The following is a 15,050-nucleotide window of genomic DNA, read 5'->3' on the forward strand; positions in this document are numbered from 1 at the left end:
TTTAATTAAGGTTTCTTACGAATAACCGGGCAATTTTTAGCCGAATACCTGTTTTTGTCACCCTGTATTAAAGGATACGTGAAAAAGGACCAAAAAGTTTTAAGATTGGAAAATCATAATGATTTGATAATGCTGAGCTTACGTGGTTACAGAATTTCCCGCAGATTTCACAGGAATGCGCAGATTGGGCTTGGTCACCTTCTGCGATAATCAGCGTAATCCGCGGGAGAGATAATTAAAGCAATATCACTTGGAAATTGCGACTTCGATGGGGCACTCATTCGCAGCGTAATTATCCTTTTTAGCTTTTAACCCAGCCACCCGTCACGGTCGAGGCTGCGGTACTGAATGGCTTCCGCAACGTGGTTGGATCGAATTTCCTGGGAACTGTCAAGATCGGCGATAGTTCGGGATACCTTCAGTATGCGATCATAGGCCCTGGCAGAGAGGCCGAGGGTGGTGATGGCTTTCTTGAGGATTTGAGAACCTGAATCATCCAGCGGACACATTTTCCGGGCGGTCTTGGTGTTCATTTGGGCATTGCAATACACTCCTTTTACGCCCATGAAGCGCGTGGTCTGTATTTCCCTGGCCTGCATCACCCGCTTACGGATGGATTCAGAACTCTCTCCCTTGATCTTGCCGGAAAGCTCCTCATAGCTCACTTTCTGAACATCGATATGCAGATCGATGCGATCCAACAGCGGTCCGCTGATCTTGCTGAGATAGCGCTGCATCTGAACTGGGGAAGCCGCATTGGGATCGGTGGCATCATACCAGTCACCGGTGGGTGAAGGATTCATAGAGGAAACCAGCATGATACGACTGGGATAGCTCACACTCATCCGGGCACGTGAAATACTCACAAAACCGTCTTCCAGGGGCTGGCGCATCACCTCGAGGGCACTTCTCTTGAATTCCGGCAATTCGTCCAAAAACAACACGCCGTTGTGGGCCATGGATATCTCGCCCGGCATGGGTATGCTACCTCCCCCAACCAGGGCAACGTCCGATACCGTATGGTGGGGCGCACGAAAAGGGCGTTCCGTCACCAGGGCCTTGCCGGCAGAAAGTAAACCGGCGACAGAGTGTATCTTTGTTGTTTCCAGTGCTTCATCCAGAGTAAGTGGAGGAAGGATCGTAGGCAGACGCCTTGCCATCATTGTCTTTCCGGAGCCCGGGGGACCGACCATAATGACGTTATGTCCGCCGGCAGCAGCTACTTCAAGGGCACGCTTCACATTTTCCTGTCCGCGTACATCACTGAAATCAACAAATACCGCTTCCCCGTTTTTCCTGAAAATGCTTCTGACATCGATTTTCAACGGCTCTGCCTTTCGAAAATCTTCCAGCCAAAGTCTCACCTGCTGCAGGCTTTCAAAGGGATACACGTTTATTTCATCCACAACGGCCGCTTCCGCCCCGTTTTCACAGGGAACAATGACATTCTTAACACCCCTATCCCGGGCTTCCACGACCATCGGGAGAATGCCCTTTACCGGTCGCATTTTGCCATTCAGAGCCAGCTCACCTAAAATGAGCGTGTCATCGAGCTTGTTCGAACGAAGCTGACCCGAAGCTTCCAGTATAGCCACGGCAATAGGCAGGTCAAAGGCGCTTCCCTCTTTGGGCAGATCGGCCGGCGCCAGATTCACAGTAACCTTGCCAAAGGGAAAGCTGGCCCCGGTATTCTTGACAGCCGCCTCCACACGGTCTCTGGCCTCTGATACAGCCCTGTCAGGGAGCCCTACCAGGTAAAATCTGGGAACACCTCCCGATAGACTGGTCTCCACTTCAATAATTTTAGCGTCTACACCGATCGTGGAGGCGCAGTATACGCGCGAAACCATATTTTTAAATGAATCTTTATAGTATGTTGTACGTAGTATGACCTGTCAGCATACCATTCCTTACAAAAGTGGGGAATATTTTTTGATCATTTAGAATGTTCAGTTAATCATGGAAAAAGAAATTATGAAGACATCCGAATCTAAGAAGACCTTTACGGAAGAATTGAAAGGCACGGCTTCAGAAATAATCAGCCAGGTGAAGAAGATCATCAAGGAGGGGAATGCGCGCCGGCTCCTTATCAAGGATAGCAATGGCAAAGTACTGTTTCAGACACAGCTAACGGCCGGAATTGCGGGGACAGCACTGATAACAGCAATGGCTCCTATTGTATCTGCCATCAGCATGTTTGCCCTGTTTATGAATGATGTGAAAATCATCGTGGAAAAATACCCTGCCGATGAGATGGGTGAAGATGAGTATGAAGTTGAGGCCGAGGCCGAAGTCATCGTGGATATTGAAGATGAGGAAGAGACTGAGGAAAAAGAGCCCAAAGCAGAAGAAAAGACCGATAAAACTGTCGGCAAGAAAAAGAGTGACGAAGAAGAGTGATCAGTGTGTCAGTGAGCATCTGCTGTTGATTTGGTTCTTAGGTCTCGAGTTGAATTCTCAGTGTTGTAACTCGGAATTGGTCCCAGAAATGGACGCGGAGCGTCCACTTTAACGTCAACCGCGGAGCGATTGACGAGGCCTAAGCTTTTTTAAAATTCTGAATTCTGACTCCTGAATTCTGAATTCAGAATTGTTCACTGTTCCCTCACACTGAACACTGATCTCTGCTAACTGTAACCTGAACTACTTCCAGTGTTCCTCGGCAACTGCTTCATCGCTGAGTTCGACTTCAGCAAGAAACTTCTCGGCGTCTAATGCCGCCCGGCAGCCGGTTCCTGCAGCTGTTACAGCCTGGCGATAAACCGGATCCATCGCATCGCCGCAAGCAAATATGCCTTCCATATCGGTGCGAGTCGACTGTCCCTTGGTTTCAATGTAACCTACATCGTCCATAGCCAGTACTCCTTTAAAGAGATCTGTATTTGGCTTGTGACCAATAGCGATGAAGACTCCGGTCACATCATCCAAAGTGGTAATTTCATCGGTCTCGTTATTGATGACTTCAACACCTTCAACCACTTCATCGCCAAGCACCTTATGCAGCTCGGAATCCCACATAAATTCAATTTTATCGTCCTTAAAAGCGCGGGTCTGCATGGCTTTTGAGGCACGCAGTTCCTGACGTCGATGCAATACGGTCACTTTGCTGGCAAACTTGGTCAGGAAAGTAGCTTCTTCCATGGCGGTATCACCACCGCCTACCACGACAACGTGCTGGTCACGGAAAAAGGCACCGTCGCAAGTAGCACAAGCGGATACCCCTTTGCCGCGCAGGCGCTGCTCACTATCAAGCCCCAGCCACTTGGCAGAGGCTCCTGTTGAGACGATAATAGCCTTAGCATACAATTCAGTCTCTTCATCAACAGTAAGCTTGTAGGGGCGCTTGTCAAAATCAATATCCGTAACCATACCATAGCGGCAGTCGGCACCAAACCGTTTGGCCTGCTCCCGGAAATCCTCCATCATCTTGGGACCCATCACGCCTTCAGGATATCCCGGATAGTTCTCTACATCGGTGGTCTGCATCAGTTGACCTCCCGGTTCGGGTCCTTCAAATACGAGGGGTTTCAGATCAGCCCGTGCGGCATACAAAGCGGCTGTCAATCCGGCCGGACCGCTGCCTACAATTACTACATCAAATGTTTTTCCTGCAATATCTTCCATTGAAAAAAATCTTTGCTTTTGATTCATCCAAAAGTACAAAATAAAGCACAAAAGCGTGAGTCGATATTTTCTATAAGAAATATAGAGCCAGTTGATATTTAAACCTTCCCAATACGAATAATGACGGCTTTAAACCAAGATATTCGTGGTTAAATTTCTATTTGCAATCCATCCACATTTATATATGTTTGAGGGTAACTTAAAAATTTGGAGGGTTAATGGTGATTGTTGGTGTCCCAAAAGAAACTGCAGAACTTGAAAAGCGCGTTGCGCTCATCCCCGAGACGGTAGCTAAACTTGTAGATAAAGGTTTGGAAGTACAGATCGAAAAAGATGCCGGCCTGGCATCCAACTACCTGGATGAATCCTACCGTGAAGCAGGGGCTTCCATCGTCGATGATCGTTCAAAATTGTTCTCCTCCTCTGATATTTTAATCTCTATTCAAACGCCTGAACATGATGACCTCGGCAAACTGAAAGAGGGCTCTATCCTGGTCTGCTTTCTATGGGCTCTGCAAAATGAAGATACAGTTGCTTTTCTGAAAGAACATAAGATTACAGCCCTTGGGATGGATGCCATACCACGTATTTCAAGGGCACAAAATATGGATGCACTCTCCTCTATGAGTTCAATTGCAGGTTATAAAGCCGCACTGATCGGTGCCAATGAGCTGGACCGCTATCTCCCTATGATGATGACCGCTGCCGGGACGGTTGCTCCTGCTAAGGTTCTGGTTCTCGGTGCCGGTGTTGCCGGACTTCAGTCGATTGCCACTGCCAAACGGTTAGGAGCCGTCGTAGAAGCTTTTGATATTCGTCCCGCTGTCAAAGAGCAGGTGGAAAGTCTTGGGGCCAAATTCGTGGAGGTACCCGACCTGGATGAAGATACCGAAACAAAAGGCGGCTATGCCAAAGAGCTCAGTGAAGACAAGCAGGAGCGGCAGCGGCAAGTTATTCATGACCACGCTAAGAAATCGGATATCATAATTACTACCGCCCTCATTCCCGGCAAACCGGCTCCCAAGCTGGTGACGGAGCAGATGGTGCATGATATGCATCCCGGGTCGGTGGTTGTAGACCTGGCTGCCGAGCAAGGCGGAAACTGCGAGTTGACAAAAGCCGGTGAAACGATTGAAGTCAATGAAGTAAAGGTTGCAGGTCCGTTGAATATCGCCAGTAGCCTGGCCTATCATGCCAGTCAGCTCTATTCCAAAAACATGATGGCCCTGCTGGATCATCTGCTGGAAGAAGGAAAACCTCATTTTGATTTTGAAGACGAAATTACTCTGAATACCACCATTACGCATCAGGGAGAAATTATTTCTCCAATGCTCAAAGAAAATTCGAAATCCGAATGACCGAAATACTAAACTATTGTTTCGAACATTCGAATTTTGGACTTTCGAATTTAAAATAAGCTATTATGTCCGGACTCATATTTAACCTTTTCATTTTCGTTCTGGCCTCATTTATAGGCTTTGAACTGATCTCAAAAGTGCCTCCTACTCTTCACACGCCCCTGATGTCGGGTGCCAACGCCATTTCGGGTATTACCATCATCGGTGCCCTGGTGGTTGCGGGTCATTCCGGGGGCGAATGGGCTCAGTGGATAGGCCTTGCAGCCATTATCTTCGCTACGATCAACGTGGTCGGGGGATTCATGGTAACCGACCGCATGCTGGAAATGTTTAAGAAGAAGAAAACGAAGGAGGATAAATAATGAGTCAATTTTTACCTCCGTCAATTCAAAACTTTCTGCCGGATATAATTCAGCTTGTCTACCTGGTTGCCACCGGGGTTTTTATCGTAGGTATTAAACGACTTGGATCACCGGCTACCGCCCGGTCAGGAAACCAGCTGGCCGCACTCGGAATGCTTATCGGGGTGATTGTTACACTCTTCGATCAGCAGGTTGTAAGTTTCAATTTCATTATTGCCGGCGTAGTCATCGGTAGCCTCATTGGTGCCGTCGCAGCCAAAAAAGTGGAAATGACGGCTATGCCGGAAATGGTAGCCATATTCAACGGTTTTGGTGGCGGTGCCTCGGCGCTGGTAGCCTGGGGTGAGCTCAGCAGAACCTTAGATCCAACCATGCTTGAAGTTCAGGATCTTGTTACGGTGGGACTCAGTATTCTGATCGGTTCCATAACCTTTACCGGCAGTTTCGTAGCTTTTGGTAAATTGAAAGGATTTATCAGCGGCCGACCGTTAACATTTCCCGGGCAGAATATTTTTAACCTGCTATTGACTGCAGGCTTATTCGGATTGGTGGGATGGTTTGCTGTCGATCCGGAATACCAATTGGTTTTCTGGCTGTTATTCGGTCTCTCCCTGCTGCTCGGAATACTCACAGTGTTGCCGATCGGTGGTGCGGATATGCCGGTGGTTATTTCACTGCTAAACTCTTACTCCGGTATTGCCGCATCGATGGCCGGATTTGTCATCAACAACAATCTTCTTATCATAAGTGGTGCGCTGGTAGGTGCCGCCGGACTTATACTCACCAACATCATGTGCAAGGCCATGAACCGGACGCTCGGTAATGTACTCTTTGGGGCATTCGGCGGCGGAGACGGGGGCAGCGGCTCTGGACCGGCAGCTGATACCGATAAAACGGTACGAGAAACCACACCTGAGGATGTCGCACTACAGTGTGCCTATGCCGGCAAAGTGATCATTACACCCGGATACGGACTCGCGGTTGCCCAGGCGCAACACGTATTGAAGGAAGTAGCTGACAAACTCGAAGCCAAAGGTGTAGAAGTTAAATATGGTATTCATCCGGTGGCCGGTCGCATGCCCGGACACATGAACGTACTGCTCGCGGAAGCTGATGTGCCTTACGACCAGCTCTATGATATGGAGCAAATAAACCCGGATTTCAAGTCAACGGATGTGGTGCTGATTATTGGTGCCAACGATGTGGTAAATCCGGTGGCCAAAACCGAGCCGGGCAGTCCGATTTACGGTATGCCTATTCTCAATGTCGATGAAGCCGAAAGGACCATTGTGTTCAAGCGGAGTTTGAGTCCGGGTTTTGCAGGAATTGACAATCCCCTGTTCTATAAAGAGACCAACCAGATGTTCTTCGGGGATGCGAAGAAATCGCTACAAGCACTTGCACAGGCACTGAATGAAGTTTAGTCAGGTTTCAGGATACAAGATGCAGGATTCAGGTTTAGGATACTAGTTTATGGGATTGTTTTGAGGGTTTTAGGAATTACTTTTATGGTTGGTTTCTACGGATTGTATAAACTGATATAGTTTCTTGCCTAAAAGATCTAATTTAATAGAAATCTCTTTATATACTTCTTCGTCAGCAAGTGATTTAGTTTCGTATAGCGTCTCAATATGATCTCTTGTTTCGTCAACAGAAGAATGAGCATAAATCAAAAATTTGATGAAATCTTGTTTGTACCTTCTTCTGCCATAGCCTTCAACAATATTCGAGCGAATTGACTTTGACGATCTTCTGACTTGACTACCTGTTTCGTATAACTCATACTTTGGAAGTAGCATACTCATTTCATGAATAACTACAGTTACTTCTCTTGACAATTTCCATATCTCCAGATTTTTGTAGCTCACCGGTCAAAAATTTTGATAGAAGTGCTTTTTTAGGATAGACCGATAGGTAAGAACTTCCTTACAAGTAAAATTTTAAAAGTCGAAAATATCCTAATGTAAAACTATCTAGAAATCTAATTTTTTACCCATAAACGTATATCTTGCATCTTGCATCCTGTATCCTGTATCCTGTATCCTGCTCTACTCAACCTCAGCATCCCCATCATAAAATCTCATCGCCAATACAAAACATAAACTGCCCAATATCCCGCAACAGCTGATCACCAGCATGAGCGCCTTTGCCGGACCATAGGCCCCAGTAAACACCATATCCATTAGCCAACCCGTTAGGGGCGGACCTACCCCAAAACCGATCACACTGATTACAAACAGGTACAAACCTCCGGCCAGCGCGCGCATATTTGGCTTCACCAGGTATTGAATGAGAGCCGCAGCCACACCATTGTAGGAGGAAGAAATCACGTTTGCAGAACCGATCAGCAACAGCGCCATCCAACCGGTGCCGGCAAATAGTCCCAAATAGTAAAGAGGCAGACAGGCCAGTCCGGCGACCATTCCCATAATAAAACGCTTAGACGGTCCCCATCTTTCAGCCAGCCAATCAGCCGCTTTACCGGATGACACGACACTCAGCCCTGTTGCGAGCATGAACCAACCATAATAGGGCAAGAGGTTTTGAGCTTCATGAACTTCCTTCAGAACTGTACCGACAAAACCAAGAACCGTATAACCCGTCAGGGCCAAAAAGGAAAAGCCCAGGAAGTGAAAGAGAATGGTCTTTTTGCTGAGAATGTATACCAATACTTCCCTCATGGACATATCCACATCATAACGCGCCTTCTGTTGGGTGATCCCACGCGGCAGCTCGCGGATAAGGAACCAGGCCACGCCCACTAATAGAATACCCGGAGCTCCTACCACCATCAAAGCGGTACGCCAGTCATACAGTTGGGCGACTGTTCCCCCGCCGATGAAAGCCACGCCAATTCCGATAAATATACCGGAGGCATATATCGAAAATACCGTAGCGCGTTGTTCCGGTCTGAAATAATCGGAAAGCAGGGAGTACACTGCGGGACTTAAGGCCGATTCACTGATACCGACAAACATGCGGGCAGTTATCAAAAAAGTGAGTGAAGTGGCGAAACCGCTGATGAATGTCATCAGGCTCCATATCAGCAGACCGGCCACAATCATTATCTTTCGTGAATAAAGATCAGCCAGGCGACCCATCGGAATTCCACAAATAGCGTATATCAGCGAAAAGGCTGTTCCGTAAAGCAGACCTACCTGGAGGTTATTCATGTCCATTTCAGCCTGAATCTGGGTGGCCAGCACGGCAATGATCTGACGGTCAACAAAACTGGAAATATAGATCAGTGTGACCAGCCCGAGTATAACCCAGGCATAGGTGCTGCCTATCAGTTTTCTTGCCTTTTTCTCGGTAATGCTCATAATTGATTTTTAATGAGAGCGGAATCTAAAAAAGGATTTCTTCATATTCAGACTTTGTTTGATTGTAAAAGTGCGTCTACTTTGCCATTTTCTGCTGATTAATCATTTACTAAATGACCAGAAATTTATCACATGCCCGTTAAGCTATACCCTGATCTACCAAAGCTGCCTGAGAAAACCGATAAGCAAAAAAAGCGTGCCGAGGAACTCCTTGCTGAACTATATGAGCATTACCCGAATCCTCACTGTGCCCTTGATCACCGGAATGCTTTTGAACTTTTGTGCGCGACAATACTGAGCGCCCAGTGTACCGACGTGCGGGTAAACAAGGTAACTCCCGATCTTTTTGAGACCTACCCTACTCCCGAGCAAATGGCAGAGGCGCCCATACAGGAACTGGAAGAACTTGTACGATCTACAGGGTTTTACCGGAACAAAGCTAAAGCACTTAAAGAATCTTCTCAGATCATTGCTGAGGAGCATGACGGTGAAGTGCCACAGAATATGAAGGAGCTGCTGAATCTTCGTGGTGTGGCCCGAAAAACGGCCAACGTCGTACTGGGTAATGCCTTCAATATCAACAAAGGGGTGGTTGTGGATACGCACGTCAGACGCCTCTCTAACCGTTTCGCGCTGACCGAAGAAGAGAAAAACACCAACAAAATAGAAAAAGACCTCATGGCGTTGTTTCCGCGTGAAGAGTGGACCAATTTGTCGCATTTGTTTATTCATCACGGAAGGAATGCCTGTAAAGCACGGATCTCTGAAGCACCCGATCATCCCATTTGCAAGAAGTACGGGGTGAATTGTGAATGCCGGGAGATGAGGGAAGAGGAGTAATGAGTGAGAAGTGAGAAGTGAGAAGTGAAAAGTGAAAAATTAGAAGTGAAAAGTTTTGAAACATGAAATATAAAGCAGGCTCCGAGGGAGTTATGCCAGAGGCACTCCATTGGAGCACTCCCCAGAGCATGGCAAATTTTAAAAGTTTTCATTCCATTTTTATCAGATTAGCTAAAATGCGAGACTACAAGCCTCTTAAAGAGGATGGGTGAGAAGTAATGAGTAATGATTCTAAACTCTTAAGGTTATTTATGAGGCTGTTTTACCGTCTTTTTAATTCTCAATTCCTAATTTTTAATTCTTAATTCTCTAATACCCAACAGCAGCAATGAGCAAAGAACAATTATTTGATTCAAAGACGGACCCAATTCCGGGAGTAAGAAGAAACATTGACATAATTCCGGTTGAAAATAACGGGCAGTCGTATCTCTACTTTCACGACAGCCTTGGCTATGCCACTCCTGACTTTGCTTTAGATCGCCAGGCGGCTTCCCTGCTTTCTCTGCTCGACGGACGCAAAAGCATTGAAGATCTATCCCCTTACCTTGGCGAAAATGTGTCTACTGACCAGCTGTTGAAATATATCCGTTTCCTGGATGAGAATAGGCTGCTGCAATCATCCCACTATTATAACTACGCAGAACAGATTGAGCAGCAATACGAGGAATCCGGTACCCACGAGGCGGTCACTCCGGGCTCTTCCTATCCCAAAGAGCCGGATGAGTTGCAAACTTATTTGGAAAATGCTTTTTCCGGCATCCGGTCCAACGGCGAAACGCTTGCCAATGGCTCTGCTAAAGCATTGTATGCGCCTCATATTGACCCAAGGGTTGGAATGGATACTTATGCCCATGCTTTTTCGGCCATCCGATACCTTGAACCAAAACGGTTAGTTATTCTAGCCACCTCTCACTACGCAGGACTCTACCGAGATGTCTACCAAAACTACCCTTTCATTGTTAGTCGGAAGAACTTTCAATTACCTACGCGTACCATAACTTCTGATAAAAAAGCTATCGATAAACTGGTTTCCGAAAACAGCGAAAACGGGTTAACCGACCGCGACCGGGCCCATAGAATTGAACATAGTATTGAACTTCCCCTTTTGTTTCTGAGTCACCTGTGGAAACATGAATTCAGTATCGTGCCGGTACTTGTCAGCAGCATAGACGACCTGATGTATATGAGAGAGGGACACAGGGCTGAGCAGATAGCGAAGTTTGGTGAATCTCTTCAAAAACAGTTTGGGAATGATAACGATACTTTTTTTCTCATCAGCGGTGACCTGGCTCATGTCGGTAAAAAGTTCGGAGACAAAAAACCGGCGAGAGAAATGTTTGAGGAGGTAAGAAAGTTTGACCAACGTTTTCTTTCGAAAGGAGAAGAAGCTAAGCCTGATGAACTGCTTGAACTGATCAGTGAAAAATATGATCCCTATCGCATCTGTGGATTTCCTCCACTCTATACCTTTTTAAAATCAATGTCCGGTCTAAAGGGTAAAGTTCTCAACTACGATCTCTGGGATGAACACGAACGTGAAAGCGCTGTCAGTTTCGGTTCGATACTATATTGGAACACGGATAAAATGAATTAAGAATTTAGAATTAAAAAAGCGTTTAACTACTTCAAACCTAATTCATAATTCCTAATTTGTAATTCTTAATTCTTATTCTGTGATCTCCATTTTATCCGCAAAGTAGGCCGTGAAATCCCGCATGTCTTCGGCCATCTGATCTTCGTTAGTGGCGTTTTGAAGCGTATCTGCCATGGTAACCAGTGTCTGATGAAAAAAGATCTTCATCTCATCAATGGTCATCTCTTTGGTCCAGAGGTCCAGCCTCAGGGTATCTTTTTTCTGGTGGTCCCACATAGAGAGCAACATGGCCCGGCACTGGGCTATGTCTTCACCCTCCTTATCACTGGCATTCCAGTCGATGGAGGTCGGAATGTTGTTTTCATCCAGTTCTACAGTAATACTTATCTCTTTCTTTTTGGATGACATAAACGCAAGTAGGTTAAATAATACTAAATTGAAATTTACTGGTGCTAAAAGTGACTGAGTCACTTATGGGAATAAATAAAGCCTCATCCATCAAAGACGAATGAGGCTTTAAAAAATAGATAGTGGAATTAGTATCGATAGTGCTCAGGCTTGTATGGGCCTTCTTTCGGCACATCGATATATTCTGCCTGCTCGTCGGTCAGCTCTTCGAGCTCAACACCGATTTTCTCGAGGTGCAGGCGAGCTACTTTCTCATCCAGATCTTTGGGCAACACGTGAACTCCCATTTCAAACTCTTCGGGACGGTTCCACAGTGCGATTTGCGCCAGTGTCTGGTTTGCGAAGCTGTTTGACATTACAAAAGAGGGATGTCCTGTTGCGTTTCCGAGGTTCATAAGACGACCTTCTGCCAGCAGGATAATCTCTTTTCCGCTCTCAAGCCTGAACAGGTCAACCTGCGGCTTGATGTTGTCACGTTCGGCATTGGCTTTGAGCCAGGCCACGTCAATCTCATTATCGAAGTGACCGATGTTACCGACAATAGCTTTGTCTTTCATTGCCTTGAAGTGACGCTCGGTAAGAATATCCTTATTACCTGTTGCGGTTACAACGATATCTGCACGATCTATCACGGTATCCATTTTCTTGACTTCGTAGCCATCCATTGCTGCCTGAAGGGCACAAATGGGATCAATCTCGGTAACAATCACACGGGCTCCGGCTCCTCGAAGAGAAGCGGCAGATCCTTTACCTACATCACCGTAACCTGCAACAACCGCAACTTTACCGGCCATCATGACATCTGTGGCACGTCGAAGGGCATCGGCGCAGGACTCACGGCATCCGTATTTGTTGTCGAACTTTGATTTGGTTACAGAGTCATTCACGTTGATAGCAGGAGCTCCGAGTGTACCGTTTTTGGCCATTTGGTACAGGCGATTGACACCGGTTGTAGTCTCTTCAGAAATACCCCTGATATCACTTAGCAATTCAGGATACTCTTCGTGTACCAGTGCAGTGAGGTCTCCACCGTCATCAAGTATCATATTCAACGGTTTTCCATCTTCGAAGAATAGGGTCTGCTCAATGCACCAGATATATTCTTCTTCGGTTTCCCCTTTCCAGGCATAAACAGGCACGCCCGTCTTTGCGATAGCCGCTGCGGCATGATCCTGTGTTGAGAAAATATTGCAGGACGACCACTGTACTTCAGCACCCAGTTCCACCAGGGTTTCAATCAGTACGGCAGTTTGTACCGTCATATGAAGGCAGCCGGCGATACGAGCTCCTTTCAGCGGTTTTTGTTTGGAATACTCTTCTCGAATAGACATCAGGCCGGGCATCTCTGCTTCTGCCAGGCGAATCTCTTTACGGCCAAAATCGGCCAGTTCAATATCCTTGACTTTGTAAGGAAGTTTCTCTTTTACTTGCTGTGACATGAATTTCTCTTTTTTGATTTTGTAGAAAGTTTCTAAAAATAAGCTTTTAATCAGGTCGCATCAACCTAAATCGCACCTCTTTCATTCCCCTTCAGAGGACAATTTATGCTTTTCTATGACCGATTTCAGTGCCTGGTAATCCTTATTCTCTCCATAGCTTCCTATATCGGATTTTATGAAGTTGCCTTCCGCATCCACATATACCTTAAACGGAATGGATTGTACATTCAGTTTTTCATTGAGATCGTTGCTGTCGAGAAGGTATCTGAAATCATAATCATGCTCCGAAATAAAATTCTGGGCATCCTCCTTAGTATCGGCAAAACCGGGATTGACGGCCAGCACTACAAAATCATCGGGGTACTCTTCTTGCAGTTTTTGCATGGTCGGGAAGATAGCCAGACATGGCTTGCACCAGGTTTCCCAGAAGTCGATCAGAACAACCTTGCCTTTAAAGTCAGAGACACTGACCGTATTTCCTGACATATCCTCGAAGGTCGCCTGCTCCACATAACTTGCTTCGGTCATTTCAACCGATTCCGTGTCTGAGACTGCCTGTGTATCGGAGTTCTGATTATCCTGACTGCCGCAAGCGAAGATCATGAATGATAGCGACAACAGTAATATTTGTTTTAAAATGGTCATGTGGTCTATTTAATTAATTGATTGTCATTTACTTTTAAACATATGCCTCCTGAAGATATTGCGCGACAAGATAATGAATTAGCGGCATCCTGTAATACCGAAATCCATAAAAAACTATAATCTTAAAAGGCCCGATCTAATTCGTATATTTGCCGAAAATTAACAATGCTTTTAACCTCATAATCATTCATGATTCACGACTTCACTATCGTCGGTGCCGGCATTGTAGGTTTGTCAACCGCTTACAAACTCTCGCTTGCCTACCCAGACGCTTCCATCCTGGTATTGGAAAAAGAAGATGAGATTGCTGCACACCAAACAGGAAACAATTCCGGGGTTATCCATTCCGGCATCTATTACAAACCCAATAGCTACCGCGCGAAAAATTGTGTGGATGGGCGGCATCAACTGGTAGATTTCTGTGAAAATAATGGTGTGGCTTATGAAATCTGTGGAAAAGTTATCGTGGCAACTGAGGAGAACGAGCTCCCTCGCCTGCAAAAGATCTATGAGACTGGAAAGATCAATGAAATCGAAGGCATCCAAAAAATTGACCGAAAGGAGCTTACTGAAATTGAACCATACGCCGAAGGCATTGAGGCTATCCATGTTCCCTGTTCCGGTATCGTTGATTATGTGGGAGTTTGTCAAAAACTTCGTGATCTCATAGAGGAGGGCAATGGGAAGGTAAGATGCGGAGCTCCGGTTCGAAATATCCGGCACAATCGTGAGAAGAATACTGTGACTGTTGATACTGAGCAGGAATCCATTACCACCAGATACCTGATCAATTGCGCAGGCCTGTATAGTGACCGTGTAGCCGAGTCGGCCGGAATTCAAAATGATATTCAGATCGTGCCTTTCCGTGGTGAGTATTTTGAATTGACTCCGGAAGCGCAGCATATGGTTAAGGGCCTTATCTACCCTACCCCCAATCCCGCTTTTCCTTTCCTCGGCGTACACTTCACTAAAATGGTACAAGGAAATGTTGAGTGTGGGCCAAATGCCGTCTTTGCTTTTAAAAGAGAAGGATATGACAAGTTCTCTTTTGACCTTCAGGAAACCATAGAAACCGTAAACTTTCCCGGTTTTTGGAAGCTGGCAAAAAAACACTGGCGCATGGGTGTGGATGAGTACTATCGCTCCCTATCCAAAAAAGCATTCGTAGAAGGTCTTCAGAAGCTGATTCCATCCATTCAGGCATCTGACCTCAAGCCTGCTCCGGCGGGTGTGCGCGCTATGGCCCTGACCCCGGAAGGAGAGATAGTCGATGATTTCAAATTTGCGGCTACCAACCGGGAGATTCATGTGCTGAATGCGCCCAGCCCTGCGGCTACTGCCGGTCTGGCGATAGGCGATGAAATCGTAAAAAAGGCACAGGAAGCCTTCGCTCTTTAGTTTTCAAAATATATTACAGAACACAAATCCGTGTTCTATTCCATTTTGGAAAATACTGA

14 protein-coding genes are annotated in these 15,050 nt (G+C 46.2%); 7 read left to right on the top strand and 7 right to left on the bottom strand.

Features of this window, described 5'->3' with window-relative positions; genetic code table 11:
- Window positions 1–308: 308 nt before the first annotated feature.
- Window positions 309–1,850, bottom strand: coding sequence for a YifB family Mg chelatase-like AAA ATPase (locus G3570_RS12620; RefSeq protein ID WP_165142920.1), 1,542 nt, complete (start codon window positions 1,848–1,850; stop codon window positions 309–311).
- Between the two features lie 124 nt (window positions 1,851–1,974).
- On the opposite strand from G3570_RS12620, the gene G3570_RS12625 reads away from it, so the two are divergent.
- Window positions 1,975–2,400 (top strand): DUF4342 domain-containing protein, encoded by a 426-nt coding sequence (locus tag G3570_RS12625; RefSeq protein ID WP_165142922.1) that lies wholly within the window; start codon window positions 1,975–1,977, stop codon window positions 2,398–2,400.
- A 243-nt stretch (window positions 2,401–2,643) separates the two neighbouring features.
- Here the strand turns inward: G3570_RS12625 and trxB are convergent, their stop codons facing one another.
- Window positions 2,644–3,624: a thioredoxin-disulfide reductase gene (gene trxB, locus G3570_RS12630; RefSeq protein WP_249067078.1), complete on the bottom strand. Its 981-nt coding sequence runs from the start codon at window positions 3,622–3,624 to the stop codon at window positions 2,644–2,646.
- A 218-nt stretch (window positions 3,625–3,842) separates the two neighbouring features.
- On the opposite strand from trxB, the gene G3570_RS12635 reads away from it, so the two are divergent.
- From G3570_RS12635 to G3570_RS12645, 3 genes are all read left to right on the top strand, one after another.
- Window positions 3,843–4,982, top strand: a complete 1,140-nt coding sequence (locus G3570_RS12635) for a Re/Si-specific NAD(P)(+) transhydrogenase subunit alpha (RefSeq protein WP_165142926.1) — start codon at window positions 3,843–3,845, stop codon at window positions 4,980–4,982.
- 65 nt (window positions 4,983–5,047) lie between these two features.
- Window positions 5,048–5,344, top strand: a complete 297-nt coding sequence (locus G3570_RS12640; RefSeq protein WP_165142928.1) for an NAD(P) transhydrogenase subunit alpha part 2 — start codon at window positions 5,048–5,050, stop codon at window positions 5,342–5,344.
- On the top strand, window positions 5,344–6,768 hold the full coding sequence (locus tag G3570_RS12645) for an NAD(P)(+) transhydrogenase (Re/Si-specific) subunit beta (protein ID WP_249067080.1): 1,425 nt from the start codon (window positions 5,344–5,346) through the stop codon (window positions 6,766–6,768). Before G3570_RS12640 ends, G3570_RS12645 begins: the two co-directional genes overlap by 1 nt.
- Window positions 6,769–6,837: 69 nt before the next feature.
- On the opposite strand, the gene G3570_RS12650 is transcribed toward G3570_RS12645, so the two are convergent.
- Window positions 6,838–7,212 carry a four helix bundle protein gene (locus G3570_RS12650; RefSeq protein WP_165142930.1) on the bottom strand — a complete coding sequence of 125 codons (375 nt, stop codon included), beginning with the start codon at window positions 7,210–7,212 and terminating at the stop codon, window positions 6,838–6,840.
- A 180-nt stretch (window positions 7,213–7,392) separates the two neighbouring features.
- Window positions 7,393–8,667 (bottom strand): spinster family MFS transporter, encoded by a 1,275-nt coding sequence (locus tag G3570_RS12655; RefSeq protein ID WP_165142932.1) that lies wholly within the window; start codon window positions 8,665–8,667, stop codon window positions 7,393–7,395.
- Window positions 8,668–8,799: 132 nt separating this feature from the next.
- Here G3570_RS12655 and nth point away from each other — a divergent pair, with 132 nt between their 5' ends.
- A complete protein-coding gene (gene nth, locus G3570_RS12660; protein WP_165142934.1) occupies window positions 8,800–9,507 on the top strand; it encodes an endonuclease III in 708 nt (235 codons plus the stop codon).
- A 328-nt stretch (window positions 9,508–9,835) separates the two neighbouring features.
- Window positions 9,836–11,101 (top strand): AmmeMemoRadiSam system protein B, encoded by a 1,266-nt coding sequence (gene amrB / locus G3570_RS12665; RefSeq protein WP_165142936.1) that lies wholly within the window; start codon window positions 9,836–9,838, stop codon window positions 11,099–11,101.
- A 72-nt stretch (window positions 11,102–11,173) separates the two neighbouring features.
- Here the strand turns inward: amrB and gldC are convergent, their stop codons facing one another.
- From gldC to G3570_RS12680, 3 genes are all read right to left on the bottom strand, one after another.
- Window positions 11,174–11,509 carry a gliding motility protein GldC gene (gldC, locus tag G3570_RS12670; RefSeq protein WP_165142938.1) on the bottom strand — a complete coding sequence of 112 codons (336 nt, stop codon included), beginning with the start codon at window positions 11,507–11,509 and terminating at the stop codon, window positions 11,174–11,176.
- A 128-nt stretch (window positions 11,510–11,637) separates the two neighbouring features.
- Entirely contained in the window at window positions 11,638–12,948 is a 1,311-nt protein-coding gene (ahcY, locus tag G3570_RS12675) for an adenosylhomocysteinase (RefSeq protein ID WP_165142940.1), read from the bottom strand.
- Window positions 12,949–13,029: 81 nt separating this feature from the next.
- Window positions 13,030–13,593 (bottom strand): TlpA family protein disulfide reductase, encoded by a 564-nt coding sequence (locus G3570_RS12680; protein WP_165142942.1) that lies wholly within the window; start codon window positions 13,591–13,593, stop codon window positions 13,030–13,032.
- Window positions 13,594–13,785: 192 nt separating this feature from the next.
- Between G3570_RS12680 and lhgO the strand changes: the two genes are divergently transcribed.
- Window positions 13,786–14,991 carry an L-2-hydroxyglutarate oxidase gene (gene lhgO / locus G3570_RS12685; RefSeq protein ID WP_165143707.1) on the top strand — a complete coding sequence of 402 codons (1,206 nt, stop codon included), beginning with the start codon at window positions 13,786–13,788 and terminating at the stop codon, window positions 14,989–14,991.
- The last annotated feature ends 59 nt before the right edge of the window (window positions 14,992–15,050 follow it).

The sequence above is a fragment of the Halalkalibaculum roseum genome (assembly GCF_011059145.1).
Taxonomy (GTDB): domain Bacteria; phylum Bacteroidota; class Rhodothermia; order Balneolales; family Balneolaceae; genus Halalkalibaculum; species Halalkalibaculum roseum.